Source organism: Sphaerospermopsis sp. FACHB-1194, from assembly GCF_014696235.1.
GTDB classification, from domain to species: Bacteria; Cyanobacteriota; Cyanobacteriia; order Cyanobacteriales; family Nostocaceae; genus Sphaerospermopsis; species Sphaerospermopsis kisseleviana.
Window position 1 is genome coordinate 39,113 of the sequence record NZ_JACJPU010000017.1, and the last position, 23,223, is coordinate 62,335.

22 protein-coding genes are annotated in these 23,223 nt (G+C 36.9%); 9 read left to right on the plus strand and 13 right to left on the minus strand.

Annotation, left to right across the window (positions count from 1 at the left end; translation table 11 throughout):
• The first annotated feature begins 749 nt into the window (after positions 1–749).
• The 5 genes from H6F45_RS12075 (at position 750) to H6F45_RS12095 (ending at position 11,727) form a co-directional block, all read left to right on the plus strand.
• A complete protein-coding gene (locus H6F45_RS12075) occupies positions 750–3,275 on the plus strand; it encodes a mannose-1-phosphate guanyltransferase (protein WP_190347290.1) in 2,526 nt (841 codons plus the stop codon).
• Positions 3,276–5,142: 1,867 nt separating this feature from the next.
• Positions 5,143–5,742 carry a helix-turn-helix domain-containing protein gene (locus H6F45_RS12080; protein ID WP_096569959.1) on the plus strand — a complete coding sequence of 200 codons (600 nt, stop codon included), beginning with the start codon at positions 5,143–5,145 and terminating at the stop codon, positions 5,740–5,742.
• Between the two features lie 17 nt (positions 5,743–5,759).
• A complete protein-coding gene (locus H6F45_RS12085) occupies positions 5,760–8,813 on the plus strand; it encodes an ABC transporter transmembrane domain-containing protein (RefSeq protein ID WP_190347291.1) in 3,054 nt (1,017 codons plus the stop codon).
• A 514-nt stretch (positions 8,814–9,327) separates the two neighbouring features.
• Complete coding sequence (locus H6F45_RS12090) at positions 9,328–10,854, plus strand: HlyD family efflux transporter periplasmic adaptor subunit (RefSeq protein ID WP_137668718.1); 1,527 nt, start codon at positions 9,328–9,330, stop codon at positions 10,852–10,854.
• A 72-nt stretch (positions 10,855–10,926) separates the two neighbouring features.
• Positions 10,927–11,727 carry a peptidylprolyl isomerase gene (locus tag H6F45_RS12095; RefSeq protein WP_137668719.1) on the plus strand — a complete coding sequence of 267 codons (801 nt, stop codon included), beginning with the start codon at positions 10,927–10,929 and terminating at the stop codon, positions 11,725–11,727.
• Between the two features lie 167 nt (positions 11,728–11,894).
• On the opposite strand, the gene H6F45_RS12100 is transcribed toward H6F45_RS12095, so the two are convergent.
• From H6F45_RS12100 to H6F45_RS12140, 9 genes are all read right to left on the minus strand, one after another.
• Complete coding sequence (locus H6F45_RS12100; protein ID WP_096572749.1) at positions 11,895–12,197, minus strand: HetP family heterocyst commitment protein; 303 nt, start codon at positions 12,195–12,197, stop codon at positions 11,895–11,897.
• 99 nt (positions 12,198–12,296) lie between these two features.
• Positions 12,297–13,394: a T3SS effector HopA1 family protein gene (locus H6F45_RS12105; RefSeq protein ID WP_137668721.1), complete on the minus strand. Its 1,098-nt coding sequence runs from the start codon at positions 13,392–13,394 to the stop codon at positions 12,297–12,299.
• Positions 13,395–13,462: 68 nt separating this feature from the next.
• Complete coding sequence (locus tag H6F45_RS12110) at positions 13,463–13,618, minus strand: hypothetical protein (RefSeq protein ID WP_190347292.1); 156 nt, start codon at positions 13,616–13,618, stop codon at positions 13,463–13,465.
• Positions 13,619–13,770: 152 nt separating this feature from the next.
• A complete protein-coding gene (locus H6F45_RS12115) occupies positions 13,771–14,976 on the minus strand; it encodes a phosphotransferase (protein WP_190347293.1) in 1,206 nt (401 codons plus the stop codon).
• A gap of 92 nt (positions 14,977–15,068) precedes the next feature.
• A complete protein-coding gene (locus H6F45_RS12120; RefSeq protein ID WP_190347294.1) occupies positions 15,069–15,338 on the minus strand; it encodes a hypothetical protein in 270 nt (89 codons plus the stop codon).
• Between the two features lie 170 nt (positions 15,339–15,508).
• Positions 15,509–15,748: a hypothetical protein gene (locus tag H6F45_RS12125; protein WP_190347295.1), complete on the minus strand. Its 240-nt coding sequence runs from the start codon at positions 15,746–15,748 to the stop codon at positions 15,509–15,511.
• A 61-nt stretch (positions 15,749–15,809) separates the two neighbouring features.
• Entirely contained in the window at positions 15,810–16,040 is a 231-nt protein-coding gene (locus H6F45_RS12130; RefSeq protein WP_190347296.1) for a hypothetical protein, read from the minus strand.
• A 59-nt stretch (positions 16,041–16,099) separates the two neighbouring features.
• Complete coding sequence (locus H6F45_RS12135) at positions 16,100–16,330, minus strand: hypothetical protein (RefSeq protein WP_190347297.1); 231 nt, start codon at positions 16,328–16,330, stop codon at positions 16,100–16,102.
• Between the two features lie 558 nt (positions 16,331–16,888).
• Positions 16,889–17,131, minus strand: coding sequence for a hypothetical protein (locus H6F45_RS12140; RefSeq protein ID WP_137667887.1), 243 nt, complete (start codon positions 17,129–17,131; stop codon positions 16,889–16,891).
• 188 nt (positions 17,132–17,319) lie between these two features.
• Here H6F45_RS12140 and H6F45_RS12145 point away from each other — a divergent pair, with 188 nt between their 5' ends.
• From H6F45_RS12145 to H6F45_RS12155, 3 genes are read left to right on the plus strand one after another with little or no spacing between them, the layout of a single operon-like run.
• Entirely contained in the window at positions 17,320–17,553 is a 234-nt protein-coding gene (locus H6F45_RS12145; protein WP_190347316.1) for a hypothetical protein, read from the plus strand.
• A 2-nt stretch (positions 17,554–17,555) separates the two neighbouring features.
• The gene (locus tag H6F45_RS12150; protein ID WP_190347317.1) at positions 17,556–17,723 is read left to right on the plus strand and encodes a hypothetical protein; all 168 of its coding nucleotides are present in this window, start codon (positions 17,556–17,558) and stop codon (positions 17,721–17,723) included.
• Between the two features lie 56 nt (positions 17,724–17,779).
• Positions 17,780–17,932, plus strand: coding sequence for a hypothetical protein (locus tag H6F45_RS12155; RefSeq protein ID WP_190347298.1), 153 nt, complete (start codon positions 17,780–17,782; stop codon positions 17,930–17,932).
• A gap of 4 nt (positions 17,933–17,936) precedes the next feature.
• Here H6F45_RS12155 and pheT read toward each other — a convergent pair whose 3' ends face one another.
• The 4 genes from pheT to H6F45_RS12175 all read right to left on the minus strand — a co-directional run bounded on the left by pheT (position 17,937) and on the right by H6F45_RS12175 (position 22,427).
• Positions 17,937–20,372: a phenylalanine--tRNA ligase subunit beta gene (pheT, locus tag H6F45_RS12160; RefSeq protein ID WP_190347299.1), complete on the minus strand. Its 2,436-nt coding sequence runs from the start codon at positions 20,370–20,372 to the stop codon at positions 17,937–17,939.
• Positions 20,373–20,558: 186 nt separating this feature from the next.
• Entirely contained in the window at positions 20,559–20,771 is a 213-nt protein-coding gene (locus H6F45_RS12165) for a type II toxin-antitoxin system VapB family antitoxin (protein WP_190347300.1), read from the minus strand.
• Between the two features lie 25 nt (positions 20,772–20,796).
• Complete coding sequence (locus tag H6F45_RS12170; protein WP_190347301.1) at positions 20,797–21,372, minus strand: Uma2 family endonuclease; 576 nt, start codon at positions 21,370–21,372, stop codon at positions 20,797–20,799.
• A 461-nt stretch (positions 21,373–21,833) separates the two neighbouring features.
• Positions 21,834–22,427, minus strand: coding sequence for a Crp/Fnr family transcriptional regulator (locus H6F45_RS12175; RefSeq protein ID WP_096569993.1), 594 nt, complete (start codon positions 22,425–22,427; stop codon positions 21,834–21,836).
• A 308-nt stretch (positions 22,428–22,735) separates the two neighbouring features.
• On the opposite strand from H6F45_RS12175, the gene H6F45_RS12180 reads away from it, so the two are divergent.
• Positions 22,736–23,218, plus strand: coding sequence for an Rrf2 family transcriptional regulator (locus H6F45_RS12180; protein ID WP_096569995.1), 483 nt, complete (start codon positions 22,736–22,738; stop codon positions 23,216–23,218).
• Positions 23,219–23,223: the final 5 nt, after the last annotated feature.

Sequence of the window (23,223 nt, forward strand, 5' to 3'; positions counted from 1 at the left end):
AATGCAGAAAATTGTGCATCACAAGTCACAAACATTGCAGAGAGTTGCTTACCAAAATACAGTTTTTCAAAGCTTTTCGCTGTTGGTGCAGGTAAAACTTGACTCTTAACTTTGCAATGTGTTGATATTAGTATAGTATTGCAGAATGCGGCTTGGTAGTCAATGCCAATATGGGGGTATTTATAGAGATTAGGACTGACGCACTGTACAAATTCACCATGATGTGCATGAACTAAAATCCGTCGTTTCAGGCTTTTGTCGATTAACTTCCGATCAATAGCGAACTGCTTGCAGCAGCGCTTCGCTATCGCCCAAAAATAATTAAAAAATCACGTTAAAAAGCCTGAAATCCATACCTCATATTTGGTTGATCCTGGCGTAAGTCCTAGAGATTGTTAATAAAAATATAGAAGTATATGTAAATTTATATTACTTTTGTATATTATGTCCATTGCTACTAATAAATCCAGAACACTTAGGTTTGGTTGTTAGTTGATTGTTCTGAATTAGCAGCAGTTTATAGGAAGATGTAGGGAAAATTTACAGCTATGTTAAATATAATAAGGGTAATGTAAATACGGGGCTGTAATAATACTATTTACATAATTTTAAGCGTCGATTTACTTAATTTTTATCAAATGTTTCTTGTGGAAGTTCCTCAAAGATCAATATTCATAGGAGACTAAATAAAGAAGAACCAATTTTTATAACGAATCTCGATGCAGCCAAGGCTGTAATTAGGAGGATTTATGCGTGCAGTGCTAATGGCAGGTGGTTCAGGGACAAGATTACGTCCTTTAACCTGTGATCTACCAAAACCAATGGTGCCGATATTAAACCGACCCATTGCAGAACATATTATCAATCTTCTCAAACGGCATAACATTACAGAAATAATTGCTACGTTACACTATTTACCCGATGTCCTGCGAGATTACTTCCAAGATGGTAGCGATTTTGGCGTACAAATGACATACTCTATCGAAGAAGACCAACCTTTAGGAACAGCAGGTTGTGTTAAAAATATTGCTGAACTTTTGGATGAAACTTTTTTAGTGATTAGTGGTGATAGTATCACAGATTTTGACCTGACGGCAGCTATTGAATTTCACAAACAAAAACAATCTAAAGCTACTTTAATTTTAACCCGTGTTCCTAACCCGATTGAATTTGGGGTAGTAATTACAGATGAAGAAGGACGTATCAACCGATTCTTAGAAAAACCTTCCACTAGTGAAATTTTTTCTGATACTGTGAATACAGGAACATATATTTTAGAACCAGAAGTTTTGGAATATTTACCAGAACATACTGAATCCGATTTTTCTAAAGATTTATTTCCTTTACTATTGGCGAAAAATGAACCAATTTATGGCTATATTGCCCAAGGTTACTGGTGTGATGTGGGTCATTTAGATGCTTATCGGGAAGCGCAATATGATGCTTTAGCTAAGAAGGTAAAACTAGAGTTTGCATATCAAGAAGTTTCTTCTGGGGTGTGGATAGGTCAAAATACTTATATTGATCCCAGTGCGAGAATTGAAAGTCCTGCCATAATTGGTGATAATTGTCGCATTGGGGCAAGGGTACAAATTGAAGATGGGACGATTATTGGTGATAATGTAACTATTGGGGCAGATGCAAATTTAAAACGTCCTATAGTTTGGAATGGCGCAATAATAGGCGATGAAGCCCAATTATCAGCTTGTATAATCTCCCGTGGGACTCGTGTTGATCGCCGCGCTCATGTATTAGAAGCTGCTGTAGTGGGTTCGCTTTCTACGGTGGGAGAAGAAGCACAAATCAGCCCTGGGGTGCGAGTTTGGCCAAGTAAGAAAATTGAATCAGGTGCTGTTTTAAACATTAATTTGATTTGGGGTAACACTGCCCAAAGAAATTTATTTGGTCAACGGGGGGTACAAGGTTTAGCTAATATTGATATTAGCCCGGAATTTGCTGTCAAATTGGGTGCTGCCTATGGTTCGACTTTAAAACCCGGTTCTCAGGTGAGTGTTTCCCGTGATCAGCGGAATGTGTCACGAATGGTAACTCGTTCTCTCATTGCTGGGTTGATGTCGGTAGGTGTAGATGTGCAAAATCTTGATTCGACAGCTATTCCTATTACTAGAACCGTGATTCCCAAAATTGGGGTAGCGGGTGGTATTCATGTGCGGGTACACCCGGATCGTCCTGATTATATCCTGATTGAATTCATGGATAGCAAGGGGATTAATATTACCAAAGCCCAGGAAAAGAAAATTGAGGGGGCGTATTTTAAAGAAGATATGCGGAGGGCGCAAAGTCACGAAATAGGTGATGTGGTATATCCTAGTCAGGTGATTGAACGTTACTGTACTGCTTTTGAAAAGCTTTTGAATGTGGAAACTTTGCGTAATAGTCGGGCAAAGGTTGTAATTGACTATGTTTATGCGGTTTCAGGGGCTGTGTTACCGCAGATGTTAGATAAGTTTGGTGCTGATGCGGTGGTTTTGAATGCCAGTGTGAATAAAACCGCGATGACGACTACTACGAGGGAAGGTTTGTTAACTCAGTTAGGTCATGTGGTGGAAGCACTCAAGGCTAATTTTGGGGTACAGGTATCAGCAAATGGGGAACAGTTGATTTTAGTGGATGAGTCTGGTTATCCCGTGCGGGGAGAAATGTTGACGGCGTTGATGGTGGAAATGATTTTAACATCTAATCCTAGAGGTTCAGTAGTTGTACCGGTTCATGCTTCTAGTGCGGTGGAACAGGTAGCACGTCGTCATGATGGGAGGGTAATTAGAACTAAGGCTAACCCGACAGCGTTGATGGAAGCTTGTCAAAAAAATCCCCATGTGGTTTTAGGGGGAAGTGGAGAAACTGGTTTTATTTTCCCGCATTTACATCCGGGTTTTGATTCCATGTTTTGCATTGCGAAGTTGATTGAAATGCTGACAATTCAAGAGCGATCGCTTGCTGCTGTCCGTGCTGAATTACCCCGCGTTATTCACAAAAATTCTACCGTTCGTTGTCCTTGGACTGCTAAGGGAGCGTTGATGCGTTATTTGGTGGAAACTCACCCCGCGCAAAATTTGGAATTAATTGATGGGGTGAAAATTTGTCAACCTTATGATGATAGTTGGGTGTTGGTTTTACCCGATGCTAGTGAACCTTTGGTACATTTATTTGTTAACAGCAGCGATCGCGATTGGGTAGATGATAGTTTGAGAAGCTATCGCAACCGTGTTCAGAGTTTTGTAGAACGAGAACAGGAACATTACGCAGAAGTTTGATTTCTGAATCAGGATGTACAGGATTTTCTCAGTAACTCAACCTTAAAAAACGTCATACCCAGATCCCCGACTTCTTCAACAATTCGGGGATCTATTATCAATTATCAATTATCAATTACCCATTACCCATTACCAATTACCCATTACCTATTACCAAAGCCAGTGTAAGATTCTGCCAGAATGGCAAATATACATCCGTAAAATCCTATAAATTATAAATAACAACATAAATAGCTGTGGAAATAGCCTACCGTTAGGCTTTTTCCTAACAACCAAATGTTTACCTTTTACACCAAGACAGATGAAGCGTAACTATTGGTGGTTCTTTTTTCCCGACAGTTTAAACAATTACAAATTTGGGTAATGGCTAACCCGAAATTTGAGATTGTTAGCAAAATTCTACGGCTATTTTAGATGTTAGTTTTTTACGATCATCTTTAGCACTGACAGTAAAATGGGAAATTGAAAAGTTACGGTGAAATCTTCCTTATGGCTGATAGTACCTTGAGTGTAGCACCTTGATTTATCACACTTCTGCTTCATTTATGGTAATCCTATTTCTCCCAAACAGGATTATCTCTACTGCATCAATTGGCAATTTATTAACCGATCATGGAAGCTGGTAAATTACACAGCTTCTTTTTTTATAGCTATTCCCATGCTAGTGAGGTACAAAGTTTTTGTGTTTTAGGGAACAGTGAATAAATTGGTGTGTACTTCATTAGACTGGGAAACGCTATATCAGTAGCTTAACATAATTAAACGTAAAATCAAAAGTGGATAGATCCCCTGCTTCTTGAAGAAGTCGGGGATCTAGGTATTACATTCAGGTAAGGGTTTAGCAATGCTAAACCCTTACTTCCTACTTAGTACACTATATTTTTTGTTTCATTATTTATCGCAGGTTAGATTTATTAAATCAGTTGACTTATGACTAACAGGTTACAAATCTAATTGAAAATTCTCATACTACAGATAGATAAAAATTTGGTATATTTCCGATGGTAATAGAATATATGTTTACTTCAATAGGTAGAGGTTTATCTATTTTTTAGGAAAACATATTTATTTTTTATATTTTTGCAAAATTGAAGAATTTAAATGAAGAATTTAAATATTTTAGATCAAGGTGCATTTCATCAAACTAAAGTATTGCGTCAAAAAATATAAATTTGATGTAAGATTAGTATAAAGATTCAAGAAAGACTATCTGCCCTTGTATAAACTTTCATAAAACTTTCGTGAATATGTAGGAAAATTATGCCATGACTAATAGTATTTCAAGACAAAGCATGAAGAAATTTGGCATTGTCTTTTAACTTGTCTTTTAACTTGGCTGATAACTTGGCTGAGAAACAATTTCAGATTTATGAAAATCTGCTGATGAGAAAATTATAGTGTTAAGCTAGTGTTAAAAAATAAATAGCTTCCTGTCCCCAACAAAATGATTTGTAGGCTGCAATTTGTGGAACACATTTAATCTGATTGGGTAATCACAACCTAACTAACTTAAATCTTTGCAAGGTGCTGGATGAACCTGCATTGCAGGATTAAAAACAATTAGTAATTACTAATTCATAATTCATAATTAAAAGACTGCTGATAATTTAACAATTCTCTAAGCAGCCAGGTTTTGCTTGGGATCTAAATCTCTATTCAAAACTAATTATGAATTAATCAATTATAAAGATTTAAAGGTGTTTTACTGTATATTTTTTCAGCCAGCTTTAGCTGCATAGCACGTCATAAATATCATAAATATTTAGTTAGTTAGAAGTGATTTATGAATTTTACATCTGGATTTTAGCAACAGATGTAACAGGTGAATTAGCCCAAATTTTACAGTATTCGGCAACTGGTAAGAATTATGTCATTCTCTTCTCATCAAAATCAAGTTTTGGATCTTTACGATGCACACGATAGCAAGTTTTTAACACCTTTTCAAAGGAGAACATTGTTAAAAAACTTGCAAACTGATTTACAACCAGAATATCGCAGACGAATTGAAATTATCTTGTTAGCAGATATGGGTAAATCTCAATCTCATATCTGTGAAATTATTGGTTGTTCTCAGGAGATGGCAAGATATTGGATCGGTATTGCTGAGGCGGGAATGGCTCATAAATGGAATGAAAGAAGGATAGGTAGACCGAAAACAGTTAATAATCAATATATTGAAAGATTGAAAGAATTGGTAACTCATAGTCCCCGTGAATATGGCTATGCTTTTGGATCTTGGACTGCTCAATGGTTGAGTAAACATTTAGCCAATGAATTAGGAATTGAAATTAGCGATCGCCACATTAATCGCTTGCTTAAACAAATGGGACTTTCTACCAAATTCAAAAGTTCCCAACAACAAAAAAATCTGTCAAATCAGGATGCTAATATCACCATTTGCGATTTGCAATCTAACTCCGAACCTAGTTTCAATTGGTCATTTAATTTAATTCAGACCAATAACTAAACTTGGGAGGTAAGAAAATGACATCAAATTTTTCTCAGGAACAATTAGCCGCACAAATTACCCAAATTTTGGGTGATTCTCTGTCTAAAAAAGACTTAGAAAATTGTATTCAAGCCTTAGAAATTATTGAACCACCAATAGCCAAGCAATTTTGGCAATCAGCCACCGCAGCACCAGGAATTTATTTAGTTTTGGCTGGTAAAGTCAGACTATTAGATGGTGAAAATAATTTAATTACGACTTTAACATCTGGTTCATCATTTGGAGAGTTGACACTTTTTCCCGAACAGAAGTTTAGCAATTATGTAGCTAGAGCTTCTATGAATTTAAAAATAGGTTATCTTCCCCAGGAGGTAATTAATAAGATTTCGACAGTATGGGAGCGCCTATTCCTGAAGGCAGAACTTTGGGATACATTGCTGTTATTGTGCCAAAACTCTGCTATTCCCCGCCATGAATCAGTAGAGGAAATGTTAACAGCATTGTCCTTATTTACCAAACAAAATTTAGACATTGGTACTGTCAATTCCCAAATCATTAAAGATGCTAAACTGTTGTTAGTAAGGCAGGGAGAATTACAAAATGCTCAAGGTACAAAATTAACACCTGGTAATATTTTGGCAAATCCCCCACAGGAAAATTGGCAAGCAACAGAACCAACAATAGCTTACATTTTACGTCAAGCTGATTGGCAACAAGCAATACAACATTGGCCGCAACTTAGTACATTAATTGCAGCAGAAAATATACCAATTACCGAACCGATCAAGCGCGAAGTTAAACCCAAAAATCCCAATGTCATTCAATTTCCCCAACCGAGAAACCAACCTCAACCACAATCGAAACAACGCCCCAAACAACGCCAAAAATACTTTCCTAGTCCTACTGTCACCGCCAGTAATTGGTGGCGCAAAATTAGCAAACGCTACCCATATTTTGAACAACAAAGTGCTTCTGATTGTGGTGCAGCTTGCTTAGTGATGATTAGCCGTTATTGGGGTAAAAATTTCAGTATAAATCGCTTGCGGGAACTTGCTAATGTTAACCGTGCTGGTGCATCTATGCGGAGTTTAACTTCTGCGGCTGAAAGTATTGGTTTTGCTACTCGTCCAGTAAAAGCTAGTTTAGATAAATTAGCACAACAACCATTACCAGCGATCGCCCACTGGGAAGGTAAACATTACATCGTTGTCTATGAAATCACCAAAAAACAGGTAATTGTTGCTGATCCTGCTATTGGTCAACGCACCCTCACTATCGGGGAATTTAAAGCCGGTTGGACTGGTTATGCGTTGTTATTACAACCGACAAAATCACTCAAAGACACCCCAGAAACGAATACACCATTTTGGCAGTTATTTGATTTAGTTAAACCTCACTTTCAGGTATTACTAGAAGTATTTGTAGCTTCGGTATTAATTCAAGTTTTTGGACTGGTGACACCTTTATTTACTCAACTATTATTAGATAGAGTCATTGTTCAAGGTAGCACCATTACTTTAAATACTGTTGGGTTTGGTTTGCTAATTTTTGGCTTATTTCGTGTTATCATCAATGGACTCAGACAATATTTATTAGACCACACAGCTAATAAAATTAGTGTAGCGTTGTTGGTGGGATTTATTAAACATACATTTCGTTTACCTTTGTCATTTTTTGAGTCGCGTTACGTCGGTGATATTGTTTCTCGCGTCCAAGAAAATCAAAAAATTCAACGGTTTCTTACTGGTGAAGCATTATCTATTATTTTAGATTTGCTGACCGTGTTTATCTATATGGGTTTGATGTTTTGGTATAGTCCACCTTTGGCTTTGTTAGTATTAGCAATAGTTCCACCTTTTGTCTGTTTAGCTTTTTTTGCTACGCCTTTTTTAAGACGCATGAGCCGTGAAGTCTTTGGTGCGGTAACCAAAGAAAATAGTTACTTAATTCAAAGTTTATCTGGCATTTCTTCTATTCGATCAATGGCTATTGAACAAACAGTGCGTTGGCATTGGGAAGAATTGCTAAATAACTTGACTAAGAAAAATTTTAGCGTTCAGGTAATCGGCAACCAATTGCAAATAATTAGTTCTACCATTCAATCCCTAGCTACCACTGGTTTATTGTGGTTTGGAGCATGGTTAGTGATTCAAAATCAATTAACTATTGGTCAATTAGTGGCTTTTAATATGTTATTGGGCAACATTATTCAACCTTTTCAAAGGTTAATTGTATTATGGAATCAATTACAAGAAGTGATTGTTTCTACCGAGCGGATTAATGATGTCTTAGAAGCCGAAGTAGAAGAAGATTTAGCAATACAACCCCGGCAAAATTTACCAAGATTACATGGAAGAATTTGTTTTGATAATGTGACATTTCGCTATCATTCAGACAGCGAGGTTAACATTCTAGAAAATTTAAGTTTTGAAATTCAACCTAAACAAACTGTAGCCGTAGTTGGGCGCAGTGGCTCAGGAAAAACCACACTCTCTAAATTGATTTTAGGGTTATATCTGCCGACGGATGGTAGAGTATTAATTGACAATCAAGATGTGACTAGTATTGCCTTAAAATCCTTGCGATCGCAAATAGGAGTTGTTGACCAAGAAACATTTTTATTTGGTGGTACAATTCGGGAAAATATCAGCATAGCTCACCCCGAAGCCAGTCTAGAAGAAATTATTGAAGCAGCACAATTGGCAGGTGCAGATGAGTTTATTAAACGGATGCCAATGGGTTATGAAACCCAAATTGGAGAAGGTGGAGGAATGTTATCAGGAGGACAACGCCAACGCCTAGCCATAGCACGTGCATTATTAGGAAATCCGCGCCTTTTAATATTAGATGAAGCTACCAGTCATCTTGATGCTGAATCTGAGAGAATTATTCAGAACAATCTCAAAAAAATCCTTAAAGGACGCACAAGTTTAATTATTGCCCATCGTCTTTCTACTGTGCGTAATGCTGACCTGATTTTAGTTTTAGATCGCGGTGTTTTAGTGGAAAGCGGTACTCACGAAGAATTGATTGCTAAAAAAGGACATTATTATTATCTCAATCAACAACAACTAGCTGCTACAGGTTAAGTCAGTAAATAGGTGACAGGTGACAGGTGACAGTAAGAAGGGAATAGGGAATAGGGAATAGGGAACAGGTAATTATTGATTTTCGTCCCAGTCACTAATCACTAATCACCAATCACCAATCACCTTAATCTTCAATATAAATCAAGAGACGTTGCATACAACGTCTCTAATATGTATGTTGGATTTTCAACTGAATTTATTTAAAAATCAAAGGGCTTTTTCATATAAATTGGCTTGAAAAAAGTAAGGATTCAGGGTTCAGTATAAATGAAAGTTTTCGAGTCATTGGTTGTTGATAAAAAAACTTTCTCCTGTGGATTCCTGCTACAAACAAATATTCTAACTTCTGACTCCTGTAAGGGCGTTCGCGAAGCGTGCTGGAAGCATCAGCATTCGGGCTAACAATTATCAATTTTTATCACAGGTTATTTTCCGAATGCGTCGCCCCTACAACTCCTGACTTCTTACTTGAAAAAATCATTTTCTACCTTACAAATTGACAAATAATTAAAATATGCCACAATCAACTTACAATTCATCCTCAGCCATTTTGATATCAGGACAAACTCATTCTGCTGATATTCAACAGGAAAAACAGACAGCAACTACAGAAAAAGATTGGTTTTATGGTACGGAAGAATTATTAGATGCTTTACCTAAAGCCTGGACACGCTCAATGCTCTATTTACTAGTTAGTTTTACAGCAGTAGCCTTACCTTGGACAATGTTTTCTCAAGTTGATGAAACTGGAAATGCTAGTGGTAGAATAGAACCCAAAGGTGCAACCCAAACATTAGATAGTGCAGTTACTGGTAGTGTTATTGCTGTCAATGTTCAAGAAGGTGCAACAGTTCAAGCTGGACAGGTTTTAGTAGAAATAGATTCTGAAGTTTTGCGAACAGAAATGCAACAAACCCAAGCTAAATTAGAAGGTTTAGTTAATCGCCAAGCTCAATTAGAATTACTCAAAAATCAAGTATTACTGGCGATAAATATCCAAGAACAACAAAACCAGTCCCAACAATTAGAAAAACTCGCTCAAGTTAATCAAGCAAGAGAAAACTTGGATGCTAAACAAAGTGCATATAATCTGCAACAATGGGAAAGACTCGCTCAAATTGAACAAGCAAAACAGAGTATCAATTCTACCCAAATTGCCCATCGTTTAGCTAAAAGTCGTTTAAGTCGAGATTTATTAGAAGTTGCTCGATATCGTCAACTTTTAAAGCAAGGTGTAATTCCTCAAATTAGATTTGTGGAAATAGAAAAAACAGCAGAAGAAAGTCAAAGGTTGGCAGAAGAAGCTAAAGCTAATATTAAACAATCTCAGTTGCGTCTTCAGGAAGATGTAAGCCGATATAACTCAATGATGACTCAAGCTAAGTCAGATATTGAACAAGCAAAACTGCGTTTACAAGAACAGGAAAGTAGCTATCAAAGTGTTGTACAAGCAGGTAAATTAACATTGTTGAAAAATCAGGAACAACTGAAAGATTTACAAACACAAATTACTTCAGTGACATCAGAAATTACTCAAACCAAAAGTCAGATTAAATCATTGGAATTGCAATTACAACAGCGAGTAGTGCGATCGCCTATTGATGGCACAATTTTTGAATTACCTGTGAAAAAACCCGGTTCTGTTGTGCAAACAGGACAGATGCTGGCGCAAATTGCCCCCAAAGGTGCTACTTTAATTTTGAAAGCACAAATGCCCAGTCAACAAAGTGGTTTTGTGAAGGTAGGAATGCCAGTAAAAATCAAGTTTGATGCTTATCCTTTCCAGGAATATGGTGTGACGCAAGGGCGTGTTACCTGGATTTCACCTGATGCTAAAATTCCAGAAAATAGCCCCACTCGCTTAGAAACTTATGAGTTAGAAATTGCCTTGGAACAACCTTATATTCAAGCTGGTAACAAACGTATTCCTTTAACACCAGGTCAAACCGCAACCGCAGAAGTTATTGTGCGTCAACGTCGCGTTATTGACTTTATTTTAGATCCATTCAAAAAGCTGCAAAAGAATGGTTTAGACCTTTAATATAGTAGGAGTCAGGAGTCAAGAGTAAAACTACTCCTGACTCCTCAATTATTAATAATGGAGAATTAGAAGATGTCAAAATTTATCAGCGTTTCTTCTGAGGATATTCTTTACCATGTTAAAATATCTTGCCAAATTCCTAATGTACTAGAAGCAATCGCCACTAGAAAAATAATTGCGGATACTGCTATCAAAGAAGATATTACTATCACAACAGAAGAACTACAACAAGCAGCAGATAGCCTACGATTAGCCAACAAACTGATTAAAGCAGAAGACACTTGGGCATGGTTAAATAAACATTATCTTTCTTTGGATAACTTTGAAGAAATCGCCCATACTAACTTAGTATCTGCAAAATTAGCCGAGCATTTATTTGCAGATAAAGTTGAACCATTTTTTTATGCTCACCAACTCGACTACACCGCCGCAGTAACTTATGAAGTGATATTAGATGATGAAGATTTAGCTTTAGAAATATTTTATGCTTTGCAAGAAGGTGAAATCAGTTTCCACCAAATTGCTCGTCAATATATTCAAACTCCCGAAATTCGTCGTGCTGGAGGATATCAAGGTATGCGCCAACGCAGTGATTTTAGACCAGAAATAGCCGCCGCTATTTTTGCAGCCAACCCCCCCCAAATTATCAAACCAATCATTACATCTCAAGGAGCGCATATCATTATGGTAGAGGAAATTATTAAACCCCAATTAAATGAACAGATGCGGGTGAAAATCATAGGTGATTTATTTACAAATTGGTTAAAACAACAAGTGAAAACATTAGAAATAAAAGCCAATTTAGAAGAAGATAAAAATTATCAATCTTCTCCACAAAAATCTTCTACACAAATATTCAGCGAAGCCAGCTAAGGCAATTATAAATAACAAAACAACCCATGAGTAAAGAATTGAAAACCTATGATTTGTATCTAGCTTTTTATTCATTGCGAGAAATAGGCTTAACTGAACTTTAATGTTCATGTTAATATCCCCAACCTCTCAAAGAAGTCGGGGATATATTTATGAGTAACCAAAATTTAATTTGAGCTATGTTTACTGCTCGTAAATTTACCCCAATTTACCTTTAAACCAGAAAATTCTAATTTTTTATCCTGCTTTAAATGCTGCTTATCTCCAGTAAAAATATAGTTATCTTGGATTAATTGACTATAAATTTCATGGGGTATATAGTCTAGAGGGTCGCATCCAGCAAAGTGGAGAAATAAAACGCAAGCCCAGGCATATTTACCAAGGATAATAGCTTTGATAATTTGTTGAAACTGTGCGTCTTTAAATATCTTATCTAATTGTTGATTTTGCTCAAAATTTTCTTGAATCATACCATTACCTCTAAAATGAGAAGCCAAACAAATTTATCAACGGTACTGATGCTAAAATCATTAGCATTTAGCACAGATGCTAAATGCTCTTAAGTGCAACTAAAACAAAGGAGTGTAAATATCCTGAGAACGGGGATTAAGATAAGGACTTTGTAAGTCAATTTTCATCGCAGAAAATTGCTGAATAATAGATGTCATACGACCTTCTGGGCTATGATCACCTTGCTGCCAAGCTGCTATTAAACCATTAGCAATAATTTGACAGCGATGAGTACCAAAACTTTCCTGATCACCAAATTTTTGCTCTGGTTCTTCAGCGCAAGCTAACCCCGGTGCTAATAACTTAGTAAACAAAGGTACTTGCTCTTGAAAATAGGATTTATTTTCCTCATATATTCTTGGTAATATTGGGTGAACTAGCTCATATTTGCCTTTGTTAAAGTAAAGCACGGCTGAGTCATAACGTCGATAATCGACAGGATTATATAGTGCTTTAAACGAAAATGAAATGTCGATATTATTTAGTGCTTCTGTTAAACTTTCCATCACGGCTGCTGCCCCTTCAGGTGTTAAGTTAAAGTAAATTCGCGTAATCTCATGATTATTTTGGGAACCTGCATTTGCTACGGCCATATAAAATCCCTTCTGCACCAAATTCTTCGGCATTTTAATAGATACAAACTTACCAACAGTTAATTTTTGCTTTGTTGGTAACAGATGCAAGTTAGGATCAACGTGCAGTGTTAACCCATTTTTATGCACTGCCAAACTGCCATCTGTTTCTTCCCTGACTATCTGCCAGCTATGACTCCAGTAGCCTTGACTTTTGTTCCTGGTATGCAAAAGATCATAGAATTCTAAATCCACTCCGAATAAACTATTATTTTCAAGATTTTGGTTTACTTTACTATTGCTTTCCTCGTCATCAGGATTTTGGTCAGGTTTTGTGGCAACGTTATAATAAGCACTGTATATAAAATTACGCAATTGTAACTTTAAGTGCTGTTGCTGCATCTCCAGTGGTAACTTCTCAAAGCGAGGGATCACTGACTCTGGCAATTCTAAAGATTTGTACTTTGGATGCTTGATACAGTGGTGAGATTCAATTGTAATGTTATTGACAATATCCGCTAGTGATGTCTGCAATTGCTGGGGCAGTTCTGCAAGTTGAGACTGTACCGAATCTAATAGTTGCATAGTTTCTAGTGTAGGGTGTAGGGTGTAGGGTGTGGCGAGGTGGGGAGGTATCAAGTCAAAAGTCAAAATTAAAGAAATTCTACCTCCTGACTCCTGTACGGGCGTTCGCGAAGCGTGCTGGAAGCATCAGCATTCGGACGACCAATTATCAATTTTTGTCCAAAGCTATTTTCTTGTAAGGGCGAAGCATTCAGGCGTTCGCGTAGCGTGCCGAAGGCGATCAATTATCAATTTTATGAAAAGGTTATTTTCCTGTAAGGGCGAAGCATTCAGGCGTTCGCGTAGCGTGCCGAAGGCAATCAATTATCAATTTTATGAAAAGGTTATTTTCCGAATGCTTCGCCCCTACTTCGCCCCTACGACTTCTGACTCCTCATCAAGCGACAGTCATTGATAAATTGGTAGGTATCAATTCTGAGGCTTCCATGCCAAAAATTGTGGTCATAGATGCTTGAGGACGACACAATAAGCTTTTGGCGACTTGAAGAATGCAGATACCCGAATTACCAAAGGTTCTTTCATGTTGCAATTTAGCTTGAATAGATGTAGTTAAAGAAAAACCGGTAAATTGTACAACTCGTTGTAAAAACTCAGGACTACACTCTAAAATTTCGGGAAAGTTAGCTAAATAAGTAGCCATTAATTCTGCTATGGAAGGCTGTATTAGATGTAAAGGAATTGCCGCTAACCGCAAAGATTCTTCAATGGGTATGGTTCTACTAGCTACCATACTATATAGCCAAATTTGTAAATAACTAGCAATTATTGATCCTAAATCATTGGCTGGATCTCCCCAAGAACCACGTTCCCAGTCAATTAAACGAATAATTTGATCATCTTGATCAGGCAAGAAAAATTCTGAAGATATTTCTCTTTCTGCTGCTGTTTCCCAATTTAAAGAAAGCAAAATATTGTTAAGTTTGAGGTCATTGTGAGTTAAACAACAAGGATGAAAAGCCTCTTTCAAATTGGCGATCGCTTTTCCTAAATTATCGTAACGTTGATAAAGTGCAAAGAATTTCAACCCATCAGATGTAACGTGACCAAATACTTCTGGTGTAATTCTATTTACTCCCCCATTCATCTGAGAACTTGTTGGCTGTGTGATCACTTCAGAATTTTGGAAAAATTGCTGATACTCTTGACGGTCTAAAGTTAAACGATGAATTGAAGCTAAATTTTCTCCTATTGAGCGAGCAATTTTAGTCGGGAATAAATTCTCCTTAGCATAAAATTCTGCTACATCCCGATAGTTATTGAGATAATTAAAAACAATGATGGAATTTTCAGCATCAAAATGAATTACTTCTGATAAAGATGAGCGTAGATGACTAACTTCTGGGAAGGTTTGGAAAAAATTATGAACTTGCCATTCATCTAAAAACTCACCACGAGTTCTACCTTCTCGGTTAAGACGTTCTTGTTTTACTAACAATTGACTACCATCGGGCAAGCTAACTAATAAATTAAAATTTTTGGCAGATTTTAACTCAATTTTACTCAATGACTGTTCTGCTTGAGTACAAATTCCTTGGGAAATGAGATAAGGAAAAACGTTTTGAGAACTTAAAAGAAATGGCATAGCTTTACTGAAAATGAAAAAATTTTAATCAATAATATTTGATATTTTTCCAGAAAAATCCTTATTTTTGCTTCCGTATTTAACAATCATACTTATTCTTGAATATTGTACATACTTTCTAATAAAAAGTCTCTACCAGTCAATTCATAATCTTTGTTTATGAATGAGGTTGTTAAAAATGAAATAGCATCAATAGCCACAATTACAAGCATAAATTCAAGAGTCTTAACACCAAAATTTAGAATTTGATAACTAGAACCATCTACACCACCAAATACTGCTTGATACTCCTGATTATTGACTTCATTGATAAATACTTCTGAATCAATAGGATGCAGGTCAGCAATAATAATTCGTGCCATTTATTTAATGCTGTAAAAATTAGATTTTGTTGATTTTTTTATTGGCTCTCCTGGTTTATTGGTAAAATAGTCAACTTATGTGAATTAGATATATGTGAATTACATAAATTACTTTTACCGTTGATCCCAGGAGAGCCATTTAGCTCAGTCGTTCACTACAAGAAAGACTATTAGTAGCCGTAGCCGTAGCCATCGCTGTAGGACTTAGCTAAATAACCGATATGGCCAATACCATAGGTATTCACAAAGGCTTCAGCTAATTTTGTCAGTGTTGAGATATCACTCACGTCGTAACTATATCCACCACCGTAAACAGAATTAGCATCGCTCATTTCGTTGAGAAAACTTTCGGAATCTTGGAATAATTCAGAACCAGCTACTTGCAATTCAGAGAGTTTAATACTAGCCATAATTTCCTCCTCAAAGACTTGTTCTCAGTGATTAAAAATTGCACTATGGGGAACTACAAAATTACCAGTAGCCCTTGTCGCTGTAGGATTTAGCTAAGTAAGCAATATGTCCAATGCCATAGGTATTCACAAAAGCTTCAGCTAATTTTGTGAGTGTGGACATATCGCTCACATAATCGTTACCACCACCATAAACAGAATTAGCATCGCTCATTTCGTTGAGAAAACTTTCGGAATCTTGGAATAATTCAGAACCAGCTACTTGCAATTCAGAGAGTTTAATACTAGCCATAATTTCCTCCTCAAAGACTTGTTCTCAGAAAGTTCAATCGGTGTACAACGAAACTGTAATTAGTACCATTTTTCGCTGTAGGATTTAGCTAAGTAAGCAATATGTCCAATGCCATAGGTATTCACAAAAGCTTCAGCTAATTTTGTGAGTGTGGACATATCACTAACGGTGCTGCTATATCCACCACCGTAAATGGAATTAGCATCACTCATTTCGTTAAGAAAGCTTTCGGAATCTTGGAATAATTCAGAACCAGTTGCTTGCAATTCAGAGAGTTTAATACTAGCCATAATTTCCTCCTAAAAGACTTGTTCTCAGTGATTAGAACAATGATGAGAATTTGTGGGAGCGGTTAAGTTTTTCTTTGCTCAACCGATACTCCTATTTTTATTGAAGAAAATTTGGAAAATCAAGGGTTTGAACTGGGTTGATCAGACATTAATCATGAATTTATGTCTTTTTTATAGCTGATTAATTTTTGAGTTACATGACTTTTCAAGTCAACATTCAGATTGGAACTGCTGTAAGTAAACCATAAGATTTCACAGATGTAGTAGGGGTTTAGCAATGCTAAAACCCTACAGGAGATGTCCTAAATACTCTGTTTACAGCTATATCAGGACTTACACAAAAAAGAATGAAAGTCAGGGTAATTCATGAATTACCCCTACCAAAAATTAGGTTTTTAGTCCAATCTTGATTGAGTAAGTCCAGTATAGATAAACAAAAATCAATTATCCTATCTTGTGTGATGATTTTGAAAATTGCATAAAAAATCGTGCGTTATCTATTTCTAAACAGAAAACACACGAATATGGAAACTATGGTTAAATTACCCAGCCAATCTGTTAAAAATTGATTGACTGTCTCAAGTCCTCAAGTGTGGTGTCAATGTCCATTCTCCATCTATCGAGATTAGTATTGATGTCTTCCATGAGCGCGGAAATATCACTACTTTCTAATGTTGTGCTTGGATCTCTCCTTCTTCTTCTACCAAAACCACCTTTGATATTGATCATTTCCCCAGGAGTTGCTTCCTGAATAAACTGTGCATCATGATTAGGGTAGAGGTCATAAATTTTTATGCCCATTTTTGGATCACCTCCTGAAATACTGGTTTGAATAGAACTGAGTTAAAATTTTAAATTCCCTTGCTTATATTGTGAACTTATATCTGATAAAGTCAAGATTTTTAGAGCCATTTTCCAGACAGAATTTCATGAGTTTTGTCTAGGAAACTGATAGTTTTTTAGAAATGCAATTTTCTATTAAGTAGGGGTTGCTGAGAAAGTCTTGTCGTGGAGACAGGGGACAGGGAACAGGGAATTGGGAATTGGGAATTGGGAATTGGGAATTGGGAATTGGGAATTGGGAATTGGGAATATATAGTAAGAATTTAGTTTTTACCCAGTCCCCAGTCCCCAGTCCCCAGTCCCCAGTCACCAGTCACCAGTCACCAGTCACCAGTCCCCAGTCACCAGTCCCCAGTCACAAGTCCCCAGCGATGCACTGAGCTTGTCGAAGTGTCCCCAGTCACCAATCACCAATCACCAGTCCCCAGTCCCCAGTCCTCACAGGGGTAGGTTTTTAATATTATCTGTTGAGGCAGGACTAGGAAGACAAGGAGGGAAAGTAGACAAGGAAGATTTTCTCCGCACAATAGTCTTTTTGTTACCAAGATAATATGATTTTGTACGGTTTTCCTCCCTTGTCCACTGTCCTTCCTTGTCCCCCAAGTCTTGCCCTCACGACAATGTAAAATACCTACCCTTGTGAGAGTCCCCAGTCCCCAGTCCCCAGTCCCCAGTCACCAATCACCAGTCACCAATCACCAGTCACCAGTCACTCTATTCCCTATGTATGCCCAAGGTGCAGTTATCAGCGGACTTTGATAAATTAACTTCTCAAACTCACACCGAATTTTTCTACTAAAGCTTCCCGCACTTTATTATGTACAGGTTCAACTTCATTATCAGTGAGAGTGCGATCGCCAGCACGATAAACTAAACGAAAAGCTAAACTTCTTTGACCCGCAGGTACATTTTCACCACGGTATTCATCAAAGACTTCCACCGATTCTAACAACCCTTTCCCAGCTTTGTTAATCACTTTTTCCAGTTCGGAAACTGTGACTTTCACAGGTGCAAAAAATGCCAAATCTCTATCACTTGGGGGATAGGTAGAATAGGATTTAAACTTGGGAATTAGTAAATCATCATTATCCAGTGCATTTAACAAAGTATCCAAACTAATTTGGAACACATAAACCTCATCTGGTAAACCCTTATCCCTTCTCAGTTGGGGGTGAACTTGTCCAAAAGTTCCCAGTCTATTACCACCCAACCATAAAGAAGCAGTGCGTCCTGGATGTAAACGCGAATCTCTATTTTCTGGTTGAAATTCTACCTCTAAACCAAATTGTTGAAAGACATTTTCTAAAATACCTTTCGCTTCAAACCAAGTCATCGGTTGTTCTCTTCCACCACGAGACCATTTACCAATGCTAGTATCACCACCCATGATACCAGCTAACATTTCCGCTTCATCTAACCCTTCTTCTTCTTGCCAGAAAATGCGCCCGATTTCAAAACCATTTAACGCTCCATTTCCTTGTTCTAAATTGTATTGAAAAGCATCAATCAATCCAGAAATTAAATCAGTCCGCAAAGCTGAATACTCGGCAAATAAAGGGTTACTCAAAACAATTTGTTTATCTTCCCCTGGTTTCACCAAAGAATAGTGCATTAATTCTGTTAAACCTTCACCCCGCAAATAAGCGCGAATTTTCCGCAGTAATTCCTGATCTAAAGGTAAATAACCAGGTTCGGTTTTTTCTGGTAAAGTATCAACGAAATTATCATAACCATAAAGACGGGCGATTTCTTCAATTAAATCAATTTCCCGTTCTAAATCACGATAACGATAGGGTGGTACTTTTACCGTCCAAGTGCGGTCATTGTTATCAGTTAATTCACATCCTAAAGCAGTCAAGATTCTTTCTACATCTGCTGCTTCCAATTCTCCGCTTTCTAATCCCAAATCAATGGGACCTAGCACTTCATTAATTCTATCTAACCGTAAAACAATAGAATGGGACCAGGTGGAAGCATCAGGACGATTATCAACTATTTCCTGTTGAGTAATCACACCATTTGCTAGTTCTTGAATTAGGGATAAAGCGCGGTTGCAAGCTGTTTCTAATTCGGCACGATTTACACCCCTTTCATATCTTCCCGAAGCTTCACTTCTTAAACCCACACTGCGAGAAGAACGACGAATAGCAACAGAGTCAAATAACGCAGCTTCTAAAACTAAACTGGTTGTTCCTTCATAAACTTCTGTTTCTTCACCACCCATGACTCCTGCTAAAGCTACAGCTTGATTATTAGCAGTAATTAACAAATTATGAGTAGATAAATTGCGAGTTTGTCCATCTAAAGTTTTGAGAGTTTCCCCACTTTCAGCAAAGCGCACACCAATGGTTAAATTTTCACCACCAGCTACAGATTTTAAACGCTGTTGATCAAAAGCGTGTAACGGTTGTCCCCATTCTAATAACACATAATTGGTGATATCTACCACATTATTAATGGGACGGACTCCCGCAGCAAGTAATTTTTGTTTTAACCACTCAGGAGAAGGGGCAATTTTGATATTTTCTACAACAGTTCCAATGTATGCAGGACAAGCTTTATTTTCGGAAATCTTCAAGCTTAAATTTCCAGCATTATTATTAATTGTAACTGCTGGTGGTTGGGGAATAGATAATTTTCCACCGGTTAAAGCTGCAACTTCCCGCGCAATACCCACCATAGATAAAGCATCTGCACGGTTAGCGGTTGCGGTGACATCTAAAATGACATCATCTAAACCCAGAAAAGGACGTACATCACTACCTAAAGTGAGATTTTCTTCTGTGAAAATATGAATCCCGTCTACATCGGTAGGTAAACCCAGTTCTTTTAAAGAACAGATCATCCCGTTAGAGGGTACACCTCTAAGTTTTGTGGGTTTAATTTTTAAGTCAATGTTGGGTAAGTAAGTACCTTTGGTTGCAACTGGTACATAAATATCTGCGCGGACATTGGACGCACCACAAACGATGTTTAATGTTTCCTCTGCACCTACATCTACTGTACAGACACTTAGTTTATCCGCGTTGGGGTGCTGTTCCCGTTGCAGCACTTTACCGATCACAACGCCATCCGCCCAAGTGCGCCGATCTTCTATATCTTCAACCTCAAACCCTGCCATTGTCAAGGTGTGGGCTAGTTCTTCTGGAGTTTGGTTAATTTCTACGAGTTCCCGTAACCAATTGAAAGAGATACGCATTTAGTTGTCGTTGTGTTTGGATTTGTGTTTTGTTTTAATTTTATAATTAATTTTATTATAATTTTTAGGATATTTGGCTGTGTATGCTAAAGTTCAAGATATGATTCACAAAATGATTATCAGGTAGAAGTTATGAATGAGCTTAGGCTGGAATTACCTGCAAATATTTCTATTGATGAAGCACAACTATTGTTGACAATTATAAATTTTACGATGTTGTTTATAGTCATAATCATCTTCATATTCAATTGTACTAAATAGTTCTATAATTTCCTGCTGTTTTCGTTGTTGTATAAATTGTTTTAAAGCTTCTGCAATTACAGCACTTTGATCACTATAACCACTCAGTTCAAGTGCTTCTTTGATTAAGTTTTCGTCTATTTCTAAATTTGTCATCATATTGTATTTTTCTCTAAAATTTCATTTACCAAACTATTGCCATGTTTAAAATAAATCCTGGTAAAATATCTTCCCCTGATAATTCTAATGGTGCGGTTAATATTTCGACTGGTTTACCTAAACGATAAATTTCTACTTGGCGTGTTTTTGGATTAATCAACCAACTTAATTTTACACCATTTTCCATATATTCTTGCATCTTCTTTTGTGTTTCTTGCAAGCTATCTGTAGGTGACATTAATTCTAAAACAAAATCAGGGGCAATGGGAGGGAACTTAGTTTTTTCTTCTGTGGTTAAACTATCCCATCTTTCTTTTTTAATCCATGCAACATCTGGAGAACGATTTGCACCATTAGGAAGTTTAAAACAGGTGGAAGAATCAAAACACACGCCTAGTTTAGTTTGACGATTCCAAACACCAAAATCAGCATTAATTTCTGAATTAATTCTTCCAGTTTCCCCTCCTGTGGGTGACATGACTAATAGTTCTCCTTTAGCGTTGCGTTCAAATTTTACATCAGGATTTTTCCGACAGAGTTGATAAAATTGATCATCGGTAAATCTGACAATAGGGTTTAGGTTAATGGTTATGGCTGTCATTGTCAATATGGGGTGATAGGATAAAACAGGTATTTTTCAATATTGTCAGAATCAGGATTTCCAGGATTAGAGGATTTACAGGATGAAAACAGATATTTGTCAGTAATTAACCATGATTAGGATTAACTAGATAATTAGCAACTAGAGTTAGGAACTATAGTTAGCTAATTAATATCTATATCATTTTACTACCAATCATAGATATTATATCAAATCAGGATCAAAAATTTAATATATTTTACCAGCTTTCTAGTTACTTATCCTGTAAATCCTCAAATCCTGGATATCTTGATTCAGACAATATTCAGACAATATTAATTATCCAGTTATTCTTTAGAGAAAGACTGGGTTAATAATAAGGATGCTCCTGTGTTGTCAAATAACACCAGTCTTAATGAAACCAATTTAAAACCTATTATTGATGAGCTTCTTATTTCTGGCTGACGGATGAATGTTTATACTTAAATCTCGTAATACCAAATATTTTCTTTTTTGACAATAATCCGATTCAAAGACATTCGATCAATTACTCCTGCATCTTCTAATTGTCCTAATAATCTAGTGATAGTAACACGGGTAGAACAAACAAGGGCGGCTAAGTCTTCATGTGTCAGTCGCATATTAATTAATCTCCCTGTTTCTACCTGTGAGCCAAATTTTTTAGATAACCATGCTAGAAGTTGAATTAGCATAGTTTCTACTTTTTTATGGCTACGTATTAACATTAATTCTTCTGCTTGATGGATGTGCTGAAGTAAAGCATCTGTAAATTGCTGCAAGTTATCTGCTGCTAAAATATTCGCTTCTACATTAGTTAAACATTCTATGCAATAGGGTTTGATTTTTGACAGCATTTCACCCACTATATCCCCAGGTCCCCATAAACCTAAAGCTACTGTTGTACCGTCTTCTAAGTAGGTATAAGTCATGACAAAGCCGCTTTCTATTTGCCAGAGGGCATTTTTTTTACTGGGTATGAGCGATCGCCTGGAAAAATGAAACTTTTGGCGATCGTTATCAGTAGATAACCCGAAAATAATTGTATTTAAAGGCATAAGTATATTATATTACTATTTTCCGATGTTCTAACCGTAGTATATATGATTTCGGATCAGAAAGTCACGCCAAAAATATCTTCTAGGGTAAGTCAGACCGCACAAATCAAGTAAATCAAGCAATTTTGACATCGGGCGCACCCTACAAATGTGTTGATTTCTGGTCAATATAGAGCAACTATGGGAATTATATTAAATAACTACGGTAATCCGATAGATTTATGATATTTTAGTAAAACAAGTGAGAAGCTATCACATTTAACACTTTAAAGTAGACTTCTTTCGTAAAAAGGCTCTTAAATCTATCAATGTACAGTAGTATTTTAAATACAGACGTGAATAGTCAAAGCTACCGTCTCCTGGAACTTTCCGCCAAGGTGGAATACGCACTCTTAGCACTGCTAGAACTAGCCAGCCACCATGATCAAAAAGTTACTCTAACTATAAGTGAAATTGCAGCCAAGCAACCCATCCCAGAGCGTTACTTAGAACAAATTCTCACTCAACTGCGACGTGCGGGTGTGGTGCAGAGTCAGCGCGGTTCAAAAGGTGGTTTTCTTTTAGTGCGTGAACCTTGGCAAATAACCTTACTAGAAATAGTCACCTTGGTAGAAGGAGAACGGAAAGAGAAAGAAAATTCTGAAAATCCAACTATAGAAAGGACTCTAGTGCGTGAAATTTGGGAAAAAGCTAACACCGCTTCTAGTGAAGTGTTGCGTAGTCACACACTCCAAGACTTATGTCAAGAAAAAGAAACTCGCACTCAAAATGATCCCATGTATTACATTTAGTGTGA

Excerpts from the sequence above, each read along its gene's own strand:
- H6F45_RS12075 (WP_190347290.1), top strand. The coding sequence starts at position 750 with ATGCGTGCAGTGCTAATGGCAGGTGGTTCAGGGACAAGATTACGTCCT.
- H6F45_RS12080 (WP_096569959.1), top strand. The coding sequence starts at position 5,143 with ATGTCATTCTCTTCTCATCAAAATCAAGTTTTGGATCTTTACGATGCA.
- H6F45_RS12085 (WP_190347291.1), top strand. The coding sequence starts at position 5,760 with ATGACATCAAATTTTTCTCAGGAACAATTAGCCGCACAAATTACCCAA.
- H6F45_RS12090 (WP_137668718.1), top strand. The coding sequence starts at position 9,328 with ATGCCACAATCAACTTACAATTCATCCTCAGCCATTTTGATATCAGGA.
- H6F45_RS12095 (WP_137668719.1), top strand. The coding sequence starts at position 10,927 with ATGTCAAAATTTATCAGCGTTTCTTCTGAGGATATTCTTTACCATGTT.
- H6F45_RS12100 (WP_096572749.1), bottom strand. The coding sequence starts at position 12,197 with ATGATTCAAGAAAATTTTGAGCAAAATCAACAATTAGATAAGATATTT.
- H6F45_RS12105 (WP_137668721.1), bottom strand. The coding sequence starts at position 13,394 with ATGCAACTATTAGATTCGGTACAGTCTCAACTTGCAGAACTGCCCCAG.
- H6F45_RS12115 (WP_190347293.1), bottom strand. The coding sequence starts at position 14,976 with ATGCCATTTCTTTTAAGTTCTCAAAACGTTTTTCCTTATCTCATTTCC.
- H6F45_RS12120 (WP_190347294.1), bottom strand. The coding sequence starts at position 15,338 with ATGGCACGAATTATTATTGCTGACCTGCATCCTATTGATTCAGAAGTA.
- H6F45_RS12125 (WP_190347295.1), bottom strand. The coding sequence starts at position 15,748 with ATGGCTAGTATTAAACTCTCTGAATTGCAAGTAGCTGGTTCTGAATTA.
- H6F45_RS12130 (WP_190347296.1), bottom strand. The coding sequence starts at position 16,040 with ATGGCTAGTATTAAACTCTCTGAATTGCAAGTAGCTGGTTCTGAATTA.
- H6F45_RS12135 (WP_190347297.1), bottom strand. The coding sequence starts at position 16,330 with ATGGCTAGTATTAAACTCTCTGAATTGCAAGCAACTGGTTCTGAATTA.
- H6F45_RS12140 (WP_137667887.1), bottom strand. The coding sequence starts at position 17,131 with ATGGGCATAAAAATTTATGACCTCTACCCTAATCATGATGCACAGTTT.
- pheT (WP_190347299.1), bottom strand. The coding sequence starts at position 20,372 with ATGCGTATCTCTTTCAATTGGTTACGGGAACTCGTAGAAATTAACCAA.
- H6F45_RS12165 (WP_190347300.1), bottom strand. The coding sequence starts at position 20,771 with ATGATGACAAATTTAGAAATAGACGAAAACTTAATCAAAGAAGCACTT.
- H6F45_RS12170 (WP_190347301.1), bottom strand. The coding sequence starts at position 21,372 with ATGACAGCCATAACCATTAACCTAAACCCTATTGTCAGATTTACCGAT.
- H6F45_RS12175 (WP_096569993.1), bottom strand. The coding sequence starts at position 22,427 with ATGCCTTTAAATACAATTATTTTCGGGTTATCTACTGATAACGATCGC.
- H6F45_RS12180 (WP_096569995.1), top strand. The coding sequence starts at position 22,736 with ATGTACAGTAGTATTTTAAATACAGACGTGAATAGTCAAAGCTACCGT.